Here is an 18,676-nt window from a genome sequence, read left to right as displayed (position 1 = left end):
TAAAATGGAACAGCTAATAACCTATTTTGAAAATATACCGGCCTTACACAGAAGCCTTATTTTAGTTGGGGGAATTACTTTTTTTTGGATTTTAGAAGGAATTGTTCCCTTGTTCAGTGTTAAATACAAAAAATGGAGGCATGCCCTGCCAAATCTCTTTTTTACATTAACAACAATTATTGTCAACTTTCCTTTGGCATTTTTATTATTAAAAACTTCGGATTGGACTGTTGAAAATAACTTTGGCATTATCAATTGGTTGCCAGAAATGCCCTTGTGGCTATATGTGGTGTTGGGCTTGATGCTGCTTGATTTAATCGGTGCTTATACGGCCCATTTGGTAGAGCATAAGGTTAAACCCCTTTGGATGGTGCACTTGGTACACCACTCAGACCATAATGTAGATACCACTACGGCGAACAGGCATCACCCATTAGAGAGTTTAATAAGATATTTATTTACATTACTTGGTGTTTTTGTAGTCGGTGCACCAATTGGTCTTATTATGTTGTACCAAAGTATTTCTGTTGTTTTATCTCAATTTAATCATGCAAACATTAGATTGCCCAGAAAAATAGATAATGCTTTAAGTTGGTTTATAGTTTCACCCGATATGCATAAAGTACATCATCATTTTGTATTGCCCTACACAGACTCTAATTATGGCAATATTTTTTCAATATGGGACCGGATTTTTGGAACCTACATGAAACTAGACCCTGATAAGATTACTTACGGTTTAGATACATTTCCTGATGAGAAAGAAAATAGTAGCATTTTAGGTTTGCTAAAACAGCCGTTTCATAAATACCGGAAACCTACAACGGGTCAATCATAAAGCAGGTAATTTTTTCTTATCCTTTTAAAAGTTTCTATATCTTTTTGCCAAGTAGCCTTAATTTCCTTTTCAGAAAGTCCTGCTTCAATTTGTTGTTGTAGTTTTTCTGTACCTGCGTGTTTTGTAAACCCAGAAGTAATAAAAAATTTGGATTTGTCAGTGCTATTTTTATAAGCTTTTAGCAACCATTTTAAAGAAACAGAATTCATGTGTTCGCTTGAGGTTAAATTCTCACCATAGCAAATCTTTCCTTCTTCCTTTGGATGTTTAGAACCAAAGTTGGGTTTGGGAGTATAACTGAAATCAAGTTCTGTGCTGTCTAAAAAAGAAGCACCGTAACGTTGAAATTGAAACTCAGTACCCCGCCCGGCGTTTATATTTGTGCCTTCAAATAAGCCCAAACTAGGATACAAATTAATAGAAATGTCATTAGGTAAATTTGGTGAAGGTCGTATTGGTAAGGAGTAAGAACGGTCATGAGTCCAGTTTTCAAGGCGAATTATTTTCAAATCGGCCTTTAGCCCTTCAGCTAACCATCCTTCTTCGTTTATCATTGTTGCATACTCCCCTATGGTCATTCCGTATACCAAGGGTATGGTTTGCATACCTAAAAACCCCGTATGTTCAGCTTCCATCGTAGGGCCATCAATATAATGGGCATTTGGGTTTGGTCTATCCAAAACAATAATAGGTATGCCACTTTCGGCGCAAGCTTCCATTACCAATTGTAAGGTTGCAATGTAGGTGTAAAAACGAACGCCAACATCTTGTATATCAAATAATACTAGTTCTACATCTTCTAGCTGTTCTTTAGAAGGTTTCCGGTTTTTACCATGTAATGAAAGAATTTTAAGACCTGTTTTTTTATCAAAACCATCTTTTACTTTTTCACCTGCGTCTGCTTTTCCGCGAAAACCATGTTCTGGTGCAAAGACTTTTTTTAATTCAATATTCATTGCTAGCAGAGAGTCCACAAGATGGGTATGGCCATCGGCATTAAATATTACCGAGGTTTGATTGGCAACAATAGCGACCCTTTTATTTTTCAAAAGGGGTATGTAGGCTTCCGTTCTATTTGCCGCAACAATAATTTCTTTTTCAATTGTTTTAGATGACAAAGAAGAGTCGTTCATTTTTTTGTCCTGTTTTTGCGCGCAAGCGGAAAAAAGGATAAACAACAATAAAAATGTACTTTTGAAACCAGAAAAAATGGGCATCCGTTGAATTTAGAATTTTTTATAGCCAAACGCCTTATTACAGGGAGGGAACATAAAATTAGTATTTCCGCCCCGATAATAAAAATTGCTATCGCTGCTATTGCAATTGGCGTTGTAATGATGTTAATAGCAATTTCCTCTGCTGCGGGGCTTCAGCTTAAGATACGAGAGAAAGTTTCGGCTTTTAATGGGCATATTCAAATCTACAATTATGACAATAATAGCTCTGATGTTTCCGTAGTTCCGGTTTCTATAGAGCAAGACTTTTATCCAGAGTTTAAAAATATCGATGGTATCTCACATTTACAGGCAGTGGCTACCAAAGGCGGTATTATACGCACAGAAAATACTTTTGAAGGCATGTTGGCCAAAGGTGTCGGAAAAGATTATAATTGGACCAATTTTAAAGAGTATTTGGTCGAAGGACGACTGCCTAATTTTTCAGCTGACCTAAATAACGAAGTTTTAATATCTAGGCTAAAGGCCAATCTTTTAGGTTTAAAGCTCGGTGACTCTTTCTTTGCAATTTTTCTGAAAGATAATGATCCTTCAAAACTACCTAACAATAGAAAATTTGATATTGTAGGGATATATGATAGTGGATTTGAAGAACTCGATAGGGACCATATTTTTATGGATATAAGACACATTCAGCGTATGAATAAATGGTCTGAAAAGGAAGTTGGCAACTTTGAAGTTTTTCTAGAAGATTTTGACCAGATAGAAGCCAAAAGCAATGCTATTTACGGTGCTGTTGTTTCTACCTTGGATACCCAAAACATCAAAAAAAAATATCACAAAATCTTTGAATGGATTGGACTTTTCGACTTTAATACCGCATTGATAATCGGTATCATGATTCTTGTCGGAGGTATTAATATGATTACTGCGCTTTTAGTGTTAATTCTAGAACGCACACAAATGATAGGTGTTTTAAAGGCCTTGGGTGCTGCAAACTGGAGTGTTCGTAAGGTGTTTTTGTACAATGCATCATACTTGATCATTCTTGGGTTGTTTTGGGGTAATTTAATAGGTTTGGGACTTATTTTTTTACAAGAAAAATACCGGTTTTTAAAGTTTCCGAACCCTGAAGAATATTATATCGAATACATACCCATGCATATCGATTTTGTTACTGTTCTTTTATTGAACATAGGGGTTATGCTTTTATGTCTTTTGATGCTTTTGGTTCCTTCTTATGCCATTACCAAAATAGCTCCCGTAAAAGCGATGAAGTTTGAGTAAATTGGTTTAGAAAATTAGTATTCAATTCCTGTTTATCATAGCAATTCAAAAACTTACCTTTGCGCCAATTATGGACTACGCTAATAACATTCTAGAAACTATCGGCAATACGCCCTTGGTAAAACTTAATAAGCTAACTGCTGAAATACCTTGTTTGGTGCTTGCAAAGTATGAAACCTTTAACCCTGGTAATTCGGTGAAAGACCGTATGGCACTACAAATGGTGGAAGATGCTGAAAAGGCTGGTGTTTTACAACCTGGCGGCACCATCATTGAAGGTACTTCGGGAAATACGGGAATGGGCTTGGCTTTGGCCGCTGTGGTAAAAGGCTATAAGATGATTTGTGTTATCAGTGATAAACAATCCAAAGAAAAAATAGACATTTTAAAAGCTGTGGGCAGTGAAGTTCATGTTTGCCCAACTGATGTAGCCCCCGAAGACCCTCGTAGTTATTATTCCACTGCTAAAAGGTTATCTCAAGAGATTCCCAATTCTTGGTATGTAAATCAATATGATAATCCATCAAACTGTAAGGCGCACTTTTTAAGTACGGGTCCAGAAATTTGGGAACAGACAAATGGTAAGGTTACCCACTTTGTCGTTGGCGTAGGTACAGGTGGCACCATATCAGGGGTTGGTTCTTACCTAAAAATGAAGAACCCTAATGTTAAGGTTTGGGGAATAGACACCTATGGTTCAGTTTTTAAAAAATATCATGAGACCGGTATTTTTGACGAAAATGAGATTTATCCGTACGTTACGGAAGGAATAGGTGAAGATATTTTGCCGTTAAACGTTAACTTTAGTGTTATCGATGGTTTTACGAAGGTGACAGATAAAGATGCAGCCGTATACACCCAAAAACTAGCTAAAGAAGAGGGTATGTTTCTTGGTAATTCCGCAGGGGCAGCAATAAAAGGTTTGTTGCAACTAAAAGAACATTTTACAAAAGATGATGTGGTAGTGGTTTTATTCCATGATCATGGAAGTCGTTATGTAGGCAAGATGTTTAATGATGATTGGATGCGCCAAATGGGGTATATAGAATAGTTTTGATAGAAAACAGTCCTTTCTAAATATTAGATTACTATGAAACAATTAATTGCTACGACTGCGCTCGGCCTTTTGCTTTGGGTTCCATTAAAAGCTCAAAATTTGAGCCGTACAGAAAAAAAGATACTTTCTACCATTGAGCAGAATAATACAGAGGCGATTTCATTTCTAGAAAAAGTAGTGAACATCAATAGCGGAACACTTAACCCAAAAGGGGTAAAGCAAGTGGGCATGGTGTTTAAGGATGCCTTTGAGAAAATTGGCTTTGATACCAAGTGGATTGACATGCCTTTAGAAATGAATCGTGCAGGACATTTATTTGCCGAAACATCAGGGGAAAAAGGTAAAAAATTATTGCTGATTGGCCATTTAGATACCGTTTTTGAGGAAGACAGTCCGTTTCAAAAATTTGAAATGGTAAACGATAGTATAGCGCATGCACCTGGTGGTAATGATATGAAGGGTGGAGATGTAATTGTACTTTATGCCTTAAAAGCATTGCAGAAAAATGGGCTTTTAAAAGATGCTCAAATCATTGCTGCCTTTACAGGTGACGAGGAAAGCACTGGTAAGCCATTAACGACCAGTAGAAAAGACTTGATTGAAGCTGCCAAAAAGAGCGATATCGCGCTAGGTTTTGAAACTTCAACAGGATTTAACTATGCGACCGTAGCAAGAAGAGGAGCTTCTGGCTGGGCTGTTGAGGTAGCGGGTAAACGTGCACATTCTTCGGGTATATTTAGCGAACGTACCGGTGCTGGTGCTATTTTTGAAATGTCAAGAATACTGCACCAATTTTATACCGATGTAAAAGGGGAGGAGTTGCTAACTTTTAATCCTGGAACCCTACTAGGAGGTACCTTTGTCAATTTTGATAAGACCGCGAGCAAAGGCGATGTTTTTGGCAAATCGAACGTTGTAGCCCAAAAGGCTGTAGTTCAAGGAGGGCTTCGTTTTATATCCGAAGAGCAAAAAGAGAATGCTAGGGCAAAAATGCGTGAGATAGTTTCTAATAACCTACCCCAAACTTCTGCGAACATTACATTTAACGACAGTTACCCGTCAATGGGGCCAACAGAGGGTAATCTCAGTTTGTTGAATACCTTAAATAGGGTTAGCCTTGACTTGGGACAAGGAGAAGTTTTAGCCTATGACCCAGGAAAAAGAGGGGCTGCCGATGTATCTTTTGTTGCAGAGTATGTAGATTGTTTAGATGGATTGGGTACCATGGGTTCGGGCGCCCATACACCGCAAGAAACGGTAAACTTAAATACTATCGAAGCTTTAACTAAGCGAACTGCAATTTTAATTTATAGGTTGATTAATGAATAATGTTGTTGCACTTGAACTTAATAACAAGTTCGTAGCTATTGAAGAAGGAGAACTAATAAGCTTTAAAGTAACTGATCACGAGTTTATTCACCAAAAGGGAAGTCCTGGTTGGAGCTCATCGGATACCGAAATGTTTCCGATTATCGGTCCGGTCAACGAAGCCGGATTCAAGGTTCGAACACCAAAGGGTATTGCCGTTCAGGATCAACATGGGCATTTTAGGCAAATGGAGTATGACTTAATTTTCAGTAATTCTACCAAGGCTATATACAGAAAGAAATATGTGGCGGGCACAGCCATAAAAAATTCGAAATATCCTAAAAAATCCAATGTCGAATGGCTTGATTGGCCTTATAGTTTTGAGTTTGAGAAATCATTTGAACTTACCGATAGTGGTCTTGAAATCGAATTTTCAATATCGGGCGATAAAGGTATGCCATTTATGTTGGGGTATCATCCGAATTTTAAGATACATACTGAAAACCCTATTATTCATGCAGGGAAAAGACAGATTACCTTAGATGAAGTGTTGGCCGTAGGTAGTAGGGCGCTAGAGGTATCGAACTGTGATATGGTTATATTGAAAGATAAAAAAGAAATCACCATAGAAACAGAAGGTTTTGGGCATTTTATGTGTTGGACCGAAATGGAGAATATGGTCTGTATCGAACCGATTTCATTTTACCCTTATGCCGTTTCTCAAGAAAACCTGAATAACGGATTTCAAATGTTGGAAGATTCGGCTCACTTTAAAGTTTTCTTTAGAACTAAAAGTTAAATTAAAAACGTTAAAAAAATCACAATTTCTTTAACGTTTCTTGCGTTATAATAACTACCTTAGAGCTAGAATAGCTTACGCAGAATACTAATGTTGAAAGATTTTATTGAGCGAGTGGGTTTAATGAATTGCATCCTGCTCTTAGTGGTAGTTTCAATTATCATTGTCTCAGAAGTACTTTTCCTAAGTGGAAAAAAATTAGATGCGATTTTTATTGCATTTTGGGCGCCGACCATTTTGGGTTTTATGAATTACCTTAAATACAAGAAGTAGTGGATTTTATCTTGGTTTATTCCATAATTGTAGCAACCATATTTTTAATTTGGCTGCTCTTTGTTGCCAAGATGTATCGTAAAATGAAAGAATAAGGCATTAGGCTATCCCTTTCAACCAGAATTTAAACTCTTTGGCCCTATTTCTGCTTACTACTAAATCAAAAGGAACTTTTTTTAACATTTTCACCATAAGTCTATTGTTAAAATAGTCTTCGACCGAGTGTATGTAATCCATATTGATGGTCATTTTTCTATTTATTCGAAAAAAGCTGGCAGGGTCGGCAAGTCTTTCAAGGCGTTCCATGGTGAAATCTATTAGATGTTCGCCCCCGTTTTTATCTATCAATCGGGTATCACCTCCATTGGAATAAAAACAGACAACATCACTTATCTGAACCAACTTTAATTTGTTGCCAGAACGTACCAAAAATCTTTTCTTGTACGTTGTGGGTGCCATGGTCTCAATCATTTTATCCATACGGGCCAAATGACTGCTATCATGATTTCTTCTTAGTACCTGGTATTTTTTTATCGCCTCTTGAACAGCTTCTTTATTAAGTGGTTTTAAGAGATAATCAATGCTATTATATTTAAAGGCTTTAAGTGCATAGGTGTCAAAAGTGGTGCAGAACACGATTGGTTTTTCAATGCTTACATTATTAAGAATTTTAAAACAATCACCATCTTCTAATTGAATATCCATAAACACCAAATCATAATCATTGTTAGCAACAAAAAAAGCGGCTGCTTCTGTAGTCTTTGCTATTTCTGCAACTACTTTGCATTCTATACCGGTATCTTTGATGTGTTTTTTAAGATACGTAGCCGATACGGGCTCATCTTCGACAATTACTAACTTTATTGGATCTAAGGTTTTATGCACAATCTAAATCTATGTAAAAGATAAGATATTTTTCTAGTAAAACGGGGTAATTACTTGGTTTGTTGAGTTTTTGATTTCATTTTTCAGCGCACTCTTCAGAATACTCTCGGTTTCAGCAGTATGTTTTTGAGGAACAAGAAAAGCTTCTAGAGAAGAATACGAAGTAATCTCTACATCATTTTCAACAAAACCATAACCCAAATACACACCATCTTTAATCACTACAAATGCTTTCTCGTTTAAATGTCGCCCCTTTCGCTGTAGAATGACATTGCTGGTATTTTGCTGTATTCCCTCAATGGCACTTTTCACCTTTAAATTGTAAGTGGTCGGGCTTTCTTTACCACAGCAGATACCGTCGCATATCATGATTTTATAGTGCGAACATTCGGTAGAAGTTTGTTGTAATTGACAGTACCTAGGGCATAAAGCGTATATTTTGCAGAGCTCTGCTAAATAGGTTCTACAATCTGTTTTATTGTTGAGAATAAGTATTGGATTGTAACTGTTTTTTAAAGTATTGAATGCCAAATGTAAGATACCACTTCTATCTTCATAGCTAAAGATTGCGTATTGGGTAGTATTTTTTTTTTGGGCCCGATTGTATTTTGGAAAATGCTTTTTAATTGCAGCTGACTCCATCAAAAGGGCAATCAATTCACTACCCGAGAGTTCAAAATCTATTTCGGCTACCTCATTGCACAAAAGAAGTTCGTGATTACTTTTGGTATAAAAATGCCCGAGTACTCTTTTTTTGATATTGATGGCCTTGCCTACATAGATAATTTGGCCCGTGGTATTTTTAAAGTAGTAGATTCCTGGAGTTGTGGGCAGTTCATCTATATTTTTTCTAGAAACTAAAGGTGGAAGTGTTGCTTCTTGGCTTCTTGCATTAAGAAAACCTTGTATGGTTGTTTGTGAATCTGGCGTTACCAGCAATTTCTGAAAAAGCAAAACCGTGGCATGTGCATCACCTCTGGCCCTATGCCTATCTTTTAACGGAATACCAATAGCAGAACATAATTTACCTAGACTGTACGATTGAAGCTCAGGAATCAACTTACGGGAAAGTCGAACAGTACATAGTTTCTTTCTGCTAAAATCTATACCAATTCGGCGAAACTCTTCTTTAATAACGCCATAATCAAAGTTGACCGCATGCGCTACGAATATGGTATCATCGGTTACTTCTAGGATTTTATTGGATATTTCTTTGAAGGTAGGTGCACTGGCCACCATTTGGTCATCGATACCTGTAAGACCTGTTATAAAATAAGGGATGGGGCATTTGGGGTTTACCAAGCTCGTGAATTCATCTACTATTTTACTTCCATCGAACTTAAAAATAGCAATTTCGGTAATTTTGTTTCCCTTAATGCCATTTCCGGTAGTTTCTATGTCTATAATGGTGTACACCCAATAAAATTAGCGAATATTTTAATTGTGGAGCCGGGGAGACTAGAACTTAATGCTCAAACACCCTATAAATAGGGCTTTTCAGAGGGTCTTTTTTTTATGCTCACCGAATAGGTGACTTTCTATTTGAAACTTTCATATTGTTGTCTTTTTTGGATGTAAATAGAAGTAAATAATACAATCTAAGTATTATAAAAAAATGAAGACGTAACATAGAAATCCTTTTCTCATAATTTATCTTTCTGTTAATAGATCAAAGAGTGGCCTATTTATATAGTAGTTAGCTGTCCCTATTCTTTTTTTTTCTAGCAATCCATCATCAGCTAATTTATTAAGATAGTTTGCTGCAGTCAATCGGGAAACTGCCAAATCGTTTACTACAAATTCAATTTTTGTATACGGATGTTTGAATAGGTTATTTAGTAAATCTTGACTGTAAAATTTATAGTTTGTTCTCAACTTGTTCTTATAGTCAGTCATTAAACTTTTAATTTCCACAATCAATTTAATGGTGTCTTTAGATGTTTGTTCTACTCCTTTTATCATAAAAAGTAACCATTCCTCCCAATTATTTTCATCTCTTACTTCTTGAAGCAACCTATAGTAATCTGGTTTATGCTGAATGATATAGCTACTTAAATATAGAATAGGTAAGGTCTGTAATTTGTTGAGAATAAGATAAAGAATATTCATGATTCTTCCAGTACGTCCATTGCCATCATAAAAAGGATGGATGCTCTCAAACTGAAAGTGTATAATAGCCATTTTTAAGATAGGGTCATAATCACTTAAATCATTGTTATTGATAAATTGTTCAAGGTTCTTCATGAGTCTTTGAATATCGGTCAAGTTTTGAGGTGGGGTATATACCGTTTCTCCCGTTGTACTGTTTTTAAGTGCAGTACCTGGTAATTTGCGAAATCCAGCATTGTTTTTTTCCAATACTTCCTGTATTTCCAATATTACCCTATTGTTTAGGACTCCTTTTTTAGAAGTTAAAGCAAATCCATGTTTTAATGCCTCAATATAGTTTTGTACTTCTTTTGCATCTAGAGACCTAAAGACATCTAAATTTAATTCTGATTTGTAAAGGTCATCATGAGTAGTAATAATATTCTCTATTGCAGAACTATCCTTCGCCTCTTGTAGCCCCAGAGTATTGATTAATATTGTTTGATTTGGAATAGTAGCTGCAAGCCCTTTGAGCTCAGCCAGAGCAGCATGAGCAGCTGGCAAGCTTTTTAATACAGCTATACTTTCCATGTCAATGGATAATGGTAACTCCGATAAGTTATATGCGTTCTCTTGAGACACTATGTATAGATTTTTTAATTTTCTATACAAAGATAATTCTTTATGTATAGAAAATCGATTTTTCTTTACATAATAAAAGCGATATGTATAGATTTTGATTCTTCTTATACTAAAGAAGGCATAATAAGAACATCGTAAATTGGGTTAAGACCATACACAAAATCCGCCCATTGCCCTTCCCCCGATACTTATCGGGATTGGTCAAAGCGCATCATTTGAAAAATCTTGAACACCATCCATTTTAAGAAAAATAAAATGAATGAAGTTCGCCTTGTTTTTCGGTAAAGATGAATTTTACCATCAAATCATCACATTTAAGATTAATTGTTTTAATATGTTATTTCAAAAAAGAAAATATGAACTGAATATAAAAGGTAAATAGGGCTCAATTTTTATTGCTTTAATTAGGTATAGTTTACAGGCGGACAGCGTTTACATTTTTTGCCCTGCCAGCAGGACGAAGAATGTAAAGCAAGAGGGTAACACGCTAAAGCGATGTTACGTATTTTAATTAATTGATTTTCAGATATTTAAAGATGTATCTAAATTTGTTGTCGTAGCAGATTTACGGTAAAAACGCCGATAACCCCTATAAACACTGAAAAAGTTTACTGTAAAATTATCAAAACGGAAAAAACGTTATTTTGTAAATACCTAACAGTCAAATAATTATATTTTTAGTCGTTTCGGAAAAAATCATTTTTTAGTAAAAAACCTTGGGAAGCCTTATTTTATGGCGATTTTTTTCGTAAAAAATGTGATTTTCAATAGGAAATGAAGCAATTTACCTCGATTTGAAGGGGCCAAATCTTTTAACAAGATTTGGTGTTTTTTATTACTATTTGCCATAGCAAGTGCGCCCTATTTCGATTTTACTTAACGCTTAGCCACCAGCACACTATAAAATCGAAACAGAATCCGCGCGCAAAGTTTAAGGGTAAGGATTTGGGGACTATTCCTGTTGGAAAAGATAATTAGCTGTTTCCTTGAACTTTTTGATTGTATTTTAAAGGGTTCAACTACAATTCTGAAATCAAGTTCGAAAGGTGTAATGTAAAGAGTTAGAGAAAGAGATTATACAAGTTTAATTATTTGATGATTCCAAATTATTTCATTCTGGTATAAATGATTCTTTTTTATCTAGATGCATTGGCACATAATTTTGAATTATATATGGAGTTATCTTTCGCAAAGTTTCTCCATTTACTGGATGCAAACCAGGAGCTGTAAAAAATTCATGTTCGTTACTTTTATTTTTAAAATACCATACCAAGGGCTTTCCATCTTCTGAGAAAAATTTGTAGGCCGCATTAACTTCTACTTTTCGCATATTTTTTAATTCCATCTTGTCTAATGGTTTCACTTGGGTTCCATATTTAGATAAGGGACCCTTGTTACATGAAATTGGAATGTAAATTGAATCTGCCCAGGTCATGCATTTGTCTACCGCAGTATTATTGTTATACCTAAAGCCAGACCATTCTTGAAAAGCAAAAAACAATAAAATCATTCCGAAAGCAATACTTATGATAAGTATTAATTTCTGTTTATTAGTTCCCTTAATTGGAGGTTGTTCAATAACCAAGTCCCTAGGTTTACTTTCTACATAGTCTCTAAAATCTTCGTAGCCCAAGTATTTACAAAATAAATCGATACTCTCTGCTTGAGGTACACCATATTTCACCTTTTTATTTATATACCTATCGTATGCTCTTTCGAGCGTTCTGGCACTTAAATCGGTTTCATTACTGATATGATTGGATAACGCAAATTTTGAATGAGAAGCATGCTCCTTCTTTGCTTTTCTAAAAACTTCACCTATGATTTCCCCTACTATTTTTTCATCCATTAGCTTAAAAATACAAATTTTGACCAGACACAAGTTCGACATCACCTATTGTCAACTATTGATTTCATTGATGTCAGTTAAATGACGAAAACAAGTCGATTTTTTGTCTGTAATTATCTCTTCACCTTCAATTTACTTTGTCCACAAGAATGATTCACTATGCATTGCTAACATAGTATTTCTAGAAAAATCATTCTTACGGAAATCTATAATGCGGCTAGTATTTGGCCAATTGGAGAGTAGCTAAACGCTGCCGTATAAGATTTCCACTTTCCAAAAAACGGAGTACTCCAAACTCAAACGGGATTGGTAAAAATGAATCTGGGAGAATCCCGGACGGCCAATCCTTTGTCAAATTTTTAAATAACAGATTTTATGAAACGCATAATGATAGCCGTAATGGCACTAGTTTTTAATACATTCTTATTTTCTTGTGACAAAGGAAGTGTAGCAGAAGATGAATCTTTTTATGAGACTCTTGCTACTGAAGGTGAGGATGGTGAGATAGATGAGGATCCAGATGCTTAAAGAACAGGATAATAATCGCAAATCTCATTAACCTTTTTATTATTTTCGAGGGATGAAGCATTTTCTTGTTTTATCCCTCTTTTTTTTGTCTTGGATAATCACAAAAGGAAATATCCTATCCTTTGAAACTATTCCTCATTCAAATGTTTTACTTTTTCAAAAAATAAATCAAGATTCAATAGTTTTATTGAAAATTAAAAATCGGATTAAGAACTATGCCAAAGCACAAAAGTATGATAGCGCAATTTTTTATTCCAAAGAGTTACTTAATCTTTCAAGAAAATTTTCGGATAGTACTTATTTAGAGGAAGCAAACTTTAGGCTTGGATATTATTATAAAACAACCGGACGTTTAGAAGAAGCCTTTACTTACTATAATAATTCTTTTAAAATTTTAAGAGATATAAGTGATAGTACATCAGCTGCCAGTAGGTTAACATCAATGGCTAACATACAAAAAGGATTGGGAGATTATGTTGGCAGTAAAATAACAGCTGTAGATGGGTTAAATTACCTTAAAAATAATCTGAATTTCAAACGCATTTCAAGTCTTGAACATATCATTTCTGTATGCTTTAGAGAGTTAAAGGATTATCAAAGTGCCTTAAGGTGGAATGAAAAAGCATTAGCAACTTTAAAAAAGACCAAAGCAGATATTCCTTATACAAGTCTTGTCATTATCAAAAATACAAGAGCCAACATATTATCAAATCAAAAGAAGTATGTTGAATCTATTTCTATCTTATCTGGACTTATGACAGATTCTTTAATTGTAAATAACCAAAAAGAATATGCTCGTTTGCTAAGTAATTTGGGTTATGTTAAATGGCTTGAAAATAAAAATAATTCTGTGTCGGATTCTCTATTACAAAAGGCGTTTTTAATAAGAGAACAAATTGATGATTCCCAAGGACTAATAGCTAGCTGTATTCATTTGACTCAATATTATTTTGATAGTGATAAAAGCAAAGCACTTCGTTTTGCTGAATATGCTTATTCTAATGCTAGAAAAAGAAATAGCTTACCAGCAATAATTGAATCTTTTGGTTACATTTTTCAATTAAAAAAAGATGTAAATGAAGAAGCAAAAATATATCATGAGGTTAATGAAAAATTAAAACGAGTTAACCAAAAGAATCGGGAAACCTATGCAGTTACAAAATTTGAAAACGACAAATTAATTGAAGATAATATCAAAAAAGATAAACAAGTTTTAATTGAGAAAAATCAAAAAACCAAGTATTTATTGGGCTTAATAGCTATTTGTTTTCTTGTATTATTAGTTGGTTATTTTTTCATACAAAGGACTAAACGTCTAAAAAAAGAAAAAGAATCTGCAGCCTTAAAGGCTATTCATGAAACCGAAGCCGAGTTATCACGTCGATTACATGATGATTTTGGCGGTAAACTCAATAATGCTATGGTCATGTTACAGAATAAGACCGATGTCAATGAAGTGCTTGACGTGGTTGATGAACTTTACAATCAAAGTAGAAATTTTTCGCGAGAGATCAATGTTGTTGACACGGGTGAACATTTTGAGGAAGAGCTTTTAGAAATGCTAAGGTTTAGAACTCCTTCAGACTCCAAACTAATGCATTCTGGGATTACAGATATTAAATGGTCAAGTATTACTCCAATAAAGAAAACCACACTCTTTAAGGTATTGCAAGAGCTTATGATTAATATGGGGAAGTACAGTAATGCCACACTCATAATTATTGGGTTTTCAGCTACGTCAAAAACCTTAAAAGTTGATTATGGTGATGATGGTGATGGAGCAACTAATAAAGAGTTACAAACTAAAAATGGGCTTCGCAATACAGAAAAGCGTATTCGAGCATTAAAAGGAAGCATTACTTTTGATTCAGAAAAAGGAAATGGGTTTCGAGCAGAAATCAAAATTCCTAAGTAATACACCTAATGAAATGTTCAAAAAAGTACTGCTAGCAGAAGATTTTCAAGATACCAATTTGGGTATTGTAGACATGCTAAAAAGCAAGCTTCACATTAAAGAAATTCAAGAAGAGTTGTATTGTGATAAAGCCTTTAACAGACTAAAACTAGCCAATTCTACTAATAACTCTTTTGAATTATTGATTACGGATATCCATTTTAAAGAAGATTATGTAGCGCGTAAAATTACCTCGGGCATTGAACTGATACAGTTAGCTAGAGAGCTTCAGCCCAACATAAAGGTTATTGTGAATTCTATGGAGGACAACCCTGTAAAAATCAATCCGCTTTTCAAAAAAGAAAAAATAGATGCTTATGTCTGCAAAGGCCGTCACGGTTTAGAAGAATTGGTTAAAGCCATTCATGAGGTTTACCATAATCGAACGTATTATTCGCCACAGATTAATTTAAATGTGACCAACAACGTTTTTCAGTTAGATCAATTTGATATGGATATTCTTAAAGACTTGTCTGATGGACTTACCAAAAAGGAAATCTCTAAAAAGCTTAAAAGACAAAATATCTCACCTAATAGCGAAAGTACAATAGACAAAAGAGTAAGCCGCCTTTTTGATGAATTTGGAGCAAAAAACACAAATCATTTAATTGCAAAACTAATTAAGTTGGGTAAAATCTGAATCCTTCACTTTTTTAATAGACTCTATTAAACAAATTTATATCCCTTACAGATTTCTGTAAGGGATTTTCTTTTAAAGGGTTTAGGTTTGAATTTTAACTTCAAAAAATTTAGAAATGGACAAATGGGAATTTTATCAAGATGCCTCTAAAGAGTGGAGATGGCGAAGAACTGCACCTAATGGAAGAATAGTCGGTGCTTCAACTCAAGGATATGTAAATAAATCAGATTGCATTGATAATGCAAAAAGACATGGATATAAGTAAAACTTATGGAATATAAAGTAGTACCATTAGATCCAACTTTTGATTCTAAAACTGCCACAACAACTTCTAATGATGGTGCAGATTATTTGGAAAGATTTATAAAGCATTATACCAGTCAAGGCTGGATTTATGTTAGAGTGGAAAGTATATCAACTTATGTTTCTGGTAGTTCTGGATGCTTTGGTGCCGGTTCAACACCAGGTTATACATCAGTTAAACAAATGGTTGTTTTTAAAAAAGAATAAATGAAACTATTATTCTTGGGTCTTATACACTTATACTGGAATATTATTCCAAAATCTATAAGAGGAAAATGTATTTTTCGTGAATCATGCTCAAAACATGTTTATAGAATTACAAGAGATGAAGGGTTGAAGGACGGGTTAAATGCACTGTTCTTTAGATATAAAAACTGTAGGGCAAAAACCATAATTTTTAAAAACCCAACGACAAATGAAATTCAATTGATTCTGCCCAGCGAGAAGATTTTGAATGAAGAAGAAGTTGCAGAAAAGTTGATTGAAACATTTAAATAATTATGGAAATTCAAACCCAGCTAAAAGCCTTATCTGAAAAAATAGGCAAGCTTAAAGATAAAATAGATACCGAAGAATCTACAAAACATGCATTTGTACTTCCTTTTATCGGTTTATTAGGATATGATACTTTTAATCCTACCGAGGTAGTTCCTGAATTCACAGCTGATATTGGCCTTAAAAAAGGTGAGAAAGTAGATTACGCCATTTTTCAAGATGGTCAACCTATTATAATCATTGAATGTAAAAATTGGAAGGAAAAATTAGATACACACAACTCACAATTATTCCGATACTTTCATGCGTCAAAAACGCGTTTTGCACTATTGACCAACGGAATTGAATATCGATTTTTTACTGATTTAGAAGCTACAAATAAAATGGACCAAAAGCCTTTTTTGGAGTTTGACATCACAAAACTTAAGGAAGGTACTGTTCATGAAATTGCCAAATTTCATAAATCCAATTTTGATGTTGCCAAAATCGTAAATAATGCAAGCGCTTTAAAGTATACCAAGGAAATAAAGAAGCTAATTACTGAAGAATTACAAACGCCCTCGTATCACTTTGTAAAACTGTTTGCTGGTAATGTGTATTCTGGCCGACTTACCGAAAAGGTAATGGGGGAATTTACTGATTTAGTAGGAAAAGCCTTTACACAGACCATAAGCGAAAAAGTAAACGATCGACTGAATGCTGCATTAAACAAAGAGGCTGAGCAACAGCAAGAAGAAACCCAAGAGCCCGAAGAGGTTAGTAAAATTGAAACCACCGAAGAGGAGTTGGAAGGTTTTAGGGTTGTGGTGGCCATTTTAAGGAGAAAGTTACCTGTAGAGCGGATTATGCATAGAGATACTCAGTCGTATTTCGGTATTTTATTGGATGATAATAATCGCAAGCCCCTATGTAGATTACACCTTAACTCAGGCACTAAATACATAGGTATAATCGACCAAAACAAAGATGAGACAAGACATTCAATAGCATCGGTTGACGACATCTATAAGTTTGAAGAGTATTTATTAAAAACCGTTGATTTATATGAAAATGAGTAAAGTCAATTTAGTAGCTGCCTTGATAGTTTGCTTCAATGGTTTGTCTCAACAACGAGTAGCGGTTACCGAAAGCACATTGGCATTGGGCTTTGATCAAACCGCAGAAGTGTTTTACAGTTTTGCTGCGGGTGATGAGATTGTCTTTAACATGAATATGGTGCAGGGCAAGCACATAAAAGCAATAGAAATTGTGGAATTGTCCAACAATGTAGTTTTTTCAGCTTTTAAAGCAAGCGTAATTAGAGACAAACGAATCAAGGTTAGGAGCAAAGGCTTGTATGCATTTCGATTTTATAGTTCTTCATTGACTAATAGGGTTTGTAGGTATAGGATTGATAGAATTCCATTGAGTCCAAATACTAAAAATTTTAATACCAATTGGAAATGGTTAACGGTAAGAGACACTATCTATACTCCTTATCAACAAGATAGTTTAACAGGATATAAAAACATAAACTATCAAGAAACCGTCAAAGAACTGAAGAGTACAAAATTAGAGGAAATAATGTTGTTTGAAAAAACCCAAACAGTTCATTCTTTTTATAATGAAAATGTCAGTCGGACGTTTCTTAAAGTCGATTTGCCAAAGGTTTATAATACATCGATTAAGGAGGAGCAAATTTTAGCTTGGGCCTACTGGATTGGTGTTGGTCAGGAATCTAGGGAAGCTTATAAAAAAAACCTGAACTCAATAACAAATTCCATAGGCAGAGCTGCCAACATGTATTATCAAACACCGCTCGCGGGCATTGCTGTTGGTGAAATCTCAAGTTTGATAACACCTCAAACAGGCGAAGATGTAAACTATTATTTTATTCCAGATTATCAAAATGCTCAGCTATTTTACAACAAGCAACAATTTCTTCAATTTGATAATGGAAAAGGCAGAGCAGCCTATGGTCGTAATGACAGGTTAATAAAAGGCACTTTTTATATAGGGTTACTGAATGATAATGAATGGCGGGGAATTGAGGTCGATATAAAAGTAATGGCAGTAAAACAAGTGAAAATTTATGAAAATGTAATTTATAAAAGAGAACGTCAGGAACCTCAATATGTGACATTGAATAAAACCCGAATGAATATTAATGAAACTAAAATTCGAGTTCCGGTAGAATAAAACTCATGAAAACAATTTCAATCTTTGTTACTCTTCTTTTGCTATCAATTTCTTTTACAGGGACTATTGAAACCAAAGTTTATATCTGCAAAGGAAAAGGAAGCAAAAAATACCACTACTCAAAGTCTTGTCGAGGCTTATCACGTCGTTCAACAAAAACATACGAAGTAACCCTAAAAAAAGCTAAAGAATTGGGGCGCACCTTATGTGGTTGGGAAGATTAGTTTCTACTGCTTTACGATAAAATATGCTTTTTAAAAATAATAAACCCAAAAAGTCATATCCAGCGTAGTCGATATGCTTATTGACGTAAAGAACCTTTAAATCGATCTCACTACTCTCAAATTAACAAAGGAACTTCTATAAAACATATTTTT

General features: G+C 34.6%; 19 protein-coding genes. 14 read left to right on the top strand and 5 right to left on the bottom strand.

Features of this window, described 5'->3' with window-relative positions:
- Nucleotides 1-4: 4 nt before the first annotated feature.
- The gene (locus ACZ1GR_RS06150) at nt 5-838 is read left to right on the top strand and encodes a sterol desaturase family protein (protein WP_472611322.1); all 834 of its coding nucleotides are present in this window, start codon (nt 5-7) and stop codon (nt 836-838) included.
- Here the strand turns inward: ACZ1GR_RS06150 and ACZ1GR_RS06145 are convergent.
- Nucleotides 829-2,055, bottom strand: coding sequence for an exo-beta-N-acetylmuramidase NamZ family protein (locus ACZ1GR_RS06145; protein WP_472611321.1), 1,227 nt, complete (start codon nt 2,053-2,055; stop codon nt 829-831). The two genes, ACZ1GR_RS06150 and ACZ1GR_RS06145, sit on opposite strands and share 10 nt — an antisense overlap.
- Nucleotides 2,056-2,058: 3 nt before the next feature.
- Between ACZ1GR_RS06145 and ACZ1GR_RS06140 the strand changes: the two genes are divergently transcribed.
- The 4 genes from ACZ1GR_RS06140 to ACZ1GR_RS06125 all read left to right on the top strand — a co-directional run bounded on the left by ACZ1GR_RS06140 (nt 2,059) and on the right by ACZ1GR_RS06125 (nt 6,464).
- Nucleotides 2,059-3,300 carry an ABC transporter permease gene (locus ACZ1GR_RS06140; protein ID WP_472611320.1) on the top strand — a complete coding sequence of 414 codons (1,242 nt, stop codon included), beginning with the start codon at nt 2,059-2,061 and terminating at the stop codon, nt 3,298-3,300.
- Between the two features lie 70 nt (nt 3,301-3,370).
- Nucleotides 3,371-4,351 carry a PLP-dependent cysteine synthase family protein gene (locus ACZ1GR_RS06135; RefSeq protein ID WP_472611319.1) on the top strand — a complete coding sequence of 327 codons (981 nt, stop codon included), beginning with the start codon at nt 3,371-3,373 and terminating at the stop codon, nt 4,349-4,351.
- Nucleotides 4,352-4,390: 39 nt separating this feature from the next.
- A complete protein-coding gene (locus tag ACZ1GR_RS06130; RefSeq protein WP_472611318.1) occupies nt 4,391-5,686 on the top strand; it encodes a M20/M25/M40 family metallo-hydrolase in 1,296 nt (431 codons plus the stop codon).
- Nucleotides 5,679-6,464 carry an aldose epimerase family protein gene (locus ACZ1GR_RS06125; protein ID WP_472611317.1) on the top strand — a complete coding sequence of 262 codons (786 nt, stop codon included), beginning with the start codon at nt 5,679-5,681 and terminating at the stop codon, nt 6,462-6,464. The genes ACZ1GR_RS06130 and ACZ1GR_RS06125 overlap by 8 nt, the downstream gene beginning before the upstream one ends.
- A gap of 372 nt (nt 6,465-6,836) precedes the next feature.
- Here the strand turns inward: ACZ1GR_RS06125 and ACZ1GR_RS06120 are convergent, their stop codons facing one another.
- The 4 genes from ACZ1GR_RS06120 to ACZ1GR_RS06105 all read right to left on the bottom strand — a co-directional run bounded on the left by ACZ1GR_RS06120 (nt 6,837) and on the right by ACZ1GR_RS06105 (nt 12,201).
- Nucleotides 6,837-7,622: a LytR/AlgR family response regulator transcription factor gene (locus tag ACZ1GR_RS06120; RefSeq protein WP_472611316.1), complete on the bottom strand. Its 786-nt coding sequence runs from the start codon at nt 7,620-7,622 to the stop codon at nt 6,837-6,839.
- A 33-nt stretch (nt 7,623-7,655) separates the two neighbouring features.
- Nucleotides 7,656-9,038 carry an exonuclease domain-containing protein gene (locus ACZ1GR_RS06115; protein WP_472611315.1) on the bottom strand — a complete coding sequence of 461 codons (1,383 nt, stop codon included), beginning with the start codon at nt 9,036-9,038 and terminating at the stop codon, nt 7,656-7,658.
- 234 nt (nt 9,039-9,272) lie between these two features.
- A complete protein-coding gene (locus ACZ1GR_RS06110; RefSeq protein WP_472611798.1) occupies nt 9,273-10,301 on the bottom strand; it encodes a Fic family protein in 1,029 nt (342 codons plus the stop codon).
- Nucleotides 10,302-11,463: 1,162 nt separating this feature from the next.
- Nucleotides 11,464-12,201, bottom strand: coding sequence for a hypothetical protein (locus ACZ1GR_RS06105; RefSeq protein WP_472611314.1), 738 nt, complete (start codon nt 12,199-12,201; stop codon nt 11,464-11,466).
- Nucleotides 12,202-12,576: 375 nt separating this feature from the next.
- Here ACZ1GR_RS06105 and ACZ1GR_RS06100 point away from each other — a divergent pair, with 375 nt between their 5' ends.
- The 9 genes from ACZ1GR_RS06100 to ACZ1GR_RS06060 all read left to right on the top strand — a co-directional run bounded on the left by ACZ1GR_RS06100 (nt 12,577) and on the right by ACZ1GR_RS06060 (nt 18,523).
- Nucleotides 12,577-12,729, top strand: coding sequence for a hypothetical protein (locus ACZ1GR_RS06100; RefSeq protein ID WP_472611313.1), 153 nt, complete (start codon nt 12,577-12,579; stop codon nt 12,727-12,729).
- 52 nt (nt 12,730-12,781) lie between these two features.
- The gene (locus tag ACZ1GR_RS06095) at nt 12,782-14,644 is read left to right on the top strand and encodes a hypothetical protein (RefSeq protein WP_472611312.1); all 1,863 of its coding nucleotides are present in this window, start codon (nt 12,782-12,784) and stop codon (nt 14,642-14,644) included.
- Nucleotides 14,645-14,657: 13 nt separating this feature from the next.
- The gene (locus ACZ1GR_RS06090; protein WP_472611311.1) at nt 14,658-15,323 is read left to right on the top strand and encodes a DNA-binding response regulator; all 666 of its coding nucleotides are present in this window, start codon (nt 14,658-14,660) and stop codon (nt 15,321-15,323) included.
- 115 nt (nt 15,324-15,438) lie between these two features.
- Complete coding sequence (locus tag ACZ1GR_RS06085) at nt 15,439-15,588, top strand: YegP family protein (protein WP_472611310.1); 150 nt, start codon at nt 15,439-15,441, stop codon at nt 15,586-15,588.
- 5 nt (nt 15,589-15,593) lie between these two features.
- Nucleotides 15,594-15,833 carry a hypothetical protein gene (locus tag ACZ1GR_RS06080; RefSeq protein ID WP_472611309.1) on the top strand — a complete coding sequence of 80 codons (240 nt, stop codon included), beginning with the start codon at nt 15,594-15,596 and terminating at the stop codon, nt 15,831-15,833.
- The gene (gene yidD, locus ACZ1GR_RS06075; protein WP_472611308.1) at nt 15,834-16,124 is read left to right on the top strand and encodes a membrane protein insertion efficiency factor YidD; all 291 of its coding nucleotides are present in this window, start codon (nt 15,834-15,836) and stop codon (nt 16,122-16,124) included. It abuts the gene before it with no gap.
- A gap of 2 nt (nt 16,125-16,126) precedes the next feature.
- The gene (locus ACZ1GR_RS06070; RefSeq protein WP_472611307.1) at nt 16,127-17,179 is read left to right on the top strand and encodes a type I restriction endonuclease; all 1,053 of its coding nucleotides are present in this window, start codon (nt 16,127-16,129) and stop codon (nt 17,177-17,179) included.
- Entirely contained in the window at nt 17,172-18,299 is a 1,128-nt protein-coding gene (locus ACZ1GR_RS06065) for a hypothetical protein (RefSeq protein ID WP_472611306.1), read from the top strand. The genes ACZ1GR_RS06070 and ACZ1GR_RS06065 overlap by 8 nt, the downstream gene beginning before the upstream one ends.
- Before the next feature lie 5 nt (nt 18,300-18,304).
- Nucleotides 18,305-18,523 (top strand): hypothetical protein, encoded by a 219-nt coding sequence (locus tag ACZ1GR_RS06060; protein WP_472611305.1) that lies wholly within the window; start codon nt 18,305-18,307, stop codon nt 18,521-18,523.
- Nucleotides 18,524-18,676: the final 153 nt, after the last annotated feature.

The sequence above is a fragment of the Croceitalea sp. W27 genome, from assembly GCF_055693185.1.
Note: the sequence above shows the minus strand (reverse complement) of the source record. Positions and strands in the feature narration are given on the sequence as shown.

Excerpts from the sequence above, each read along its gene's own strand:
- ACZ1GR_RS06070 (WP_472611307.1), top strand. The coding sequence starts at position 16,127 with ATGGAAATTCAAACCCAGCTAAAAGCCTTATCTGAAAAAATAGGCAAG.
- ACZ1GR_RS06105 (WP_472611314.1), bottom strand. The coding sequence starts at position 12,201 with ATGGATGAAAAAATAGTAGGGGAAATCATAGGTGAAGTTTTTAGAAAA.
- ACZ1GR_RS06100 (WP_472611313.1), top strand. The coding sequence starts at position 12,577 with ATGAAACGCATAATGATAGCCGTAATGGCACTAGTTTTTAATACATTC.
- yidD (WP_472611308.1), top strand. The coding sequence starts at position 15,834 with ATGAAACTATTATTCTTGGGTCTTATACACTTATACTGGAATATTATT.
- ACZ1GR_RS06125 (WP_472611317.1), top strand. The coding sequence starts at position 5,679 with ATGAATAATGTTGTTGCACTTGAACTTAATAACAAGTTCGTAGCTATT.
- ACZ1GR_RS06095 (WP_472611312.1), top strand. The coding sequence starts at position 12,782 with ATGAAGCATTTTCTTGTTTTATCCCTCTTTTTTTTGTCTTGGATAATC.
- ACZ1GR_RS06080 (WP_472611309.1), top strand. The coding sequence starts at position 15,594 with ATGGAATATAAAGTAGTACCATTAGATCCAACTTTTGATTCTAAAACT.
- ACZ1GR_RS06060 (WP_472611305.1), top strand. The coding sequence starts at position 18,305 with ATGAAAACAATTTCAATCTTTGTTACTCTTCTTTTGCTATCAATTTCT.
- ACZ1GR_RS06110 (WP_472611798.1), bottom strand. The coding sequence starts at position 10,301 with ATGGAAAGTATAGCTGTATTAAAAAGCTTGCCAGCTGCTCATGCTGCT.
- ACZ1GR_RS06090 (WP_472611311.1), top strand. The coding sequence starts at position 14,658 with ATGTTCAAAAAAGTACTGCTAGCAGAAGATTTTCAAGATACCAATTTG.
- ACZ1GR_RS06145 (WP_472611321.1), bottom strand. The coding sequence starts at position 2,055 with ATGCCCATTTTTTCTGGTTTCAAAAGTACATTTTTATTGTTGTTTATC.
- ACZ1GR_RS06065 (WP_472611306.1), top strand. The coding sequence starts at position 17,172 with ATGAGTAAAGTCAATTTAGTAGCTGCCTTGATAGTTTGCTTCAATGGT.
- ACZ1GR_RS06135 (WP_472611319.1), top strand. The coding sequence starts at position 3,371 with ATGGACTACGCTAATAACATTCTAGAAACTATCGGCAATACGCCCTTG.
- ACZ1GR_RS06085 (WP_472611310.1), top strand. The coding sequence starts at position 15,439 with ATGGACAAATGGGAATTTTATCAAGATGCCTCTAAAGAGTGGAGATGG.
- ACZ1GR_RS06130 (WP_472611318.1), top strand. The coding sequence starts at position 4,391 with ATGAAACAATTAATTGCTACGACTGCGCTCGGCCTTTTGCTTTGGGTT.
- ACZ1GR_RS06150 (WP_472611322.1), top strand. The coding sequence starts at position 5 with ATGGAACAGCTAATAACCTATTTTGAAAATATACCGGCCTTACACAGA.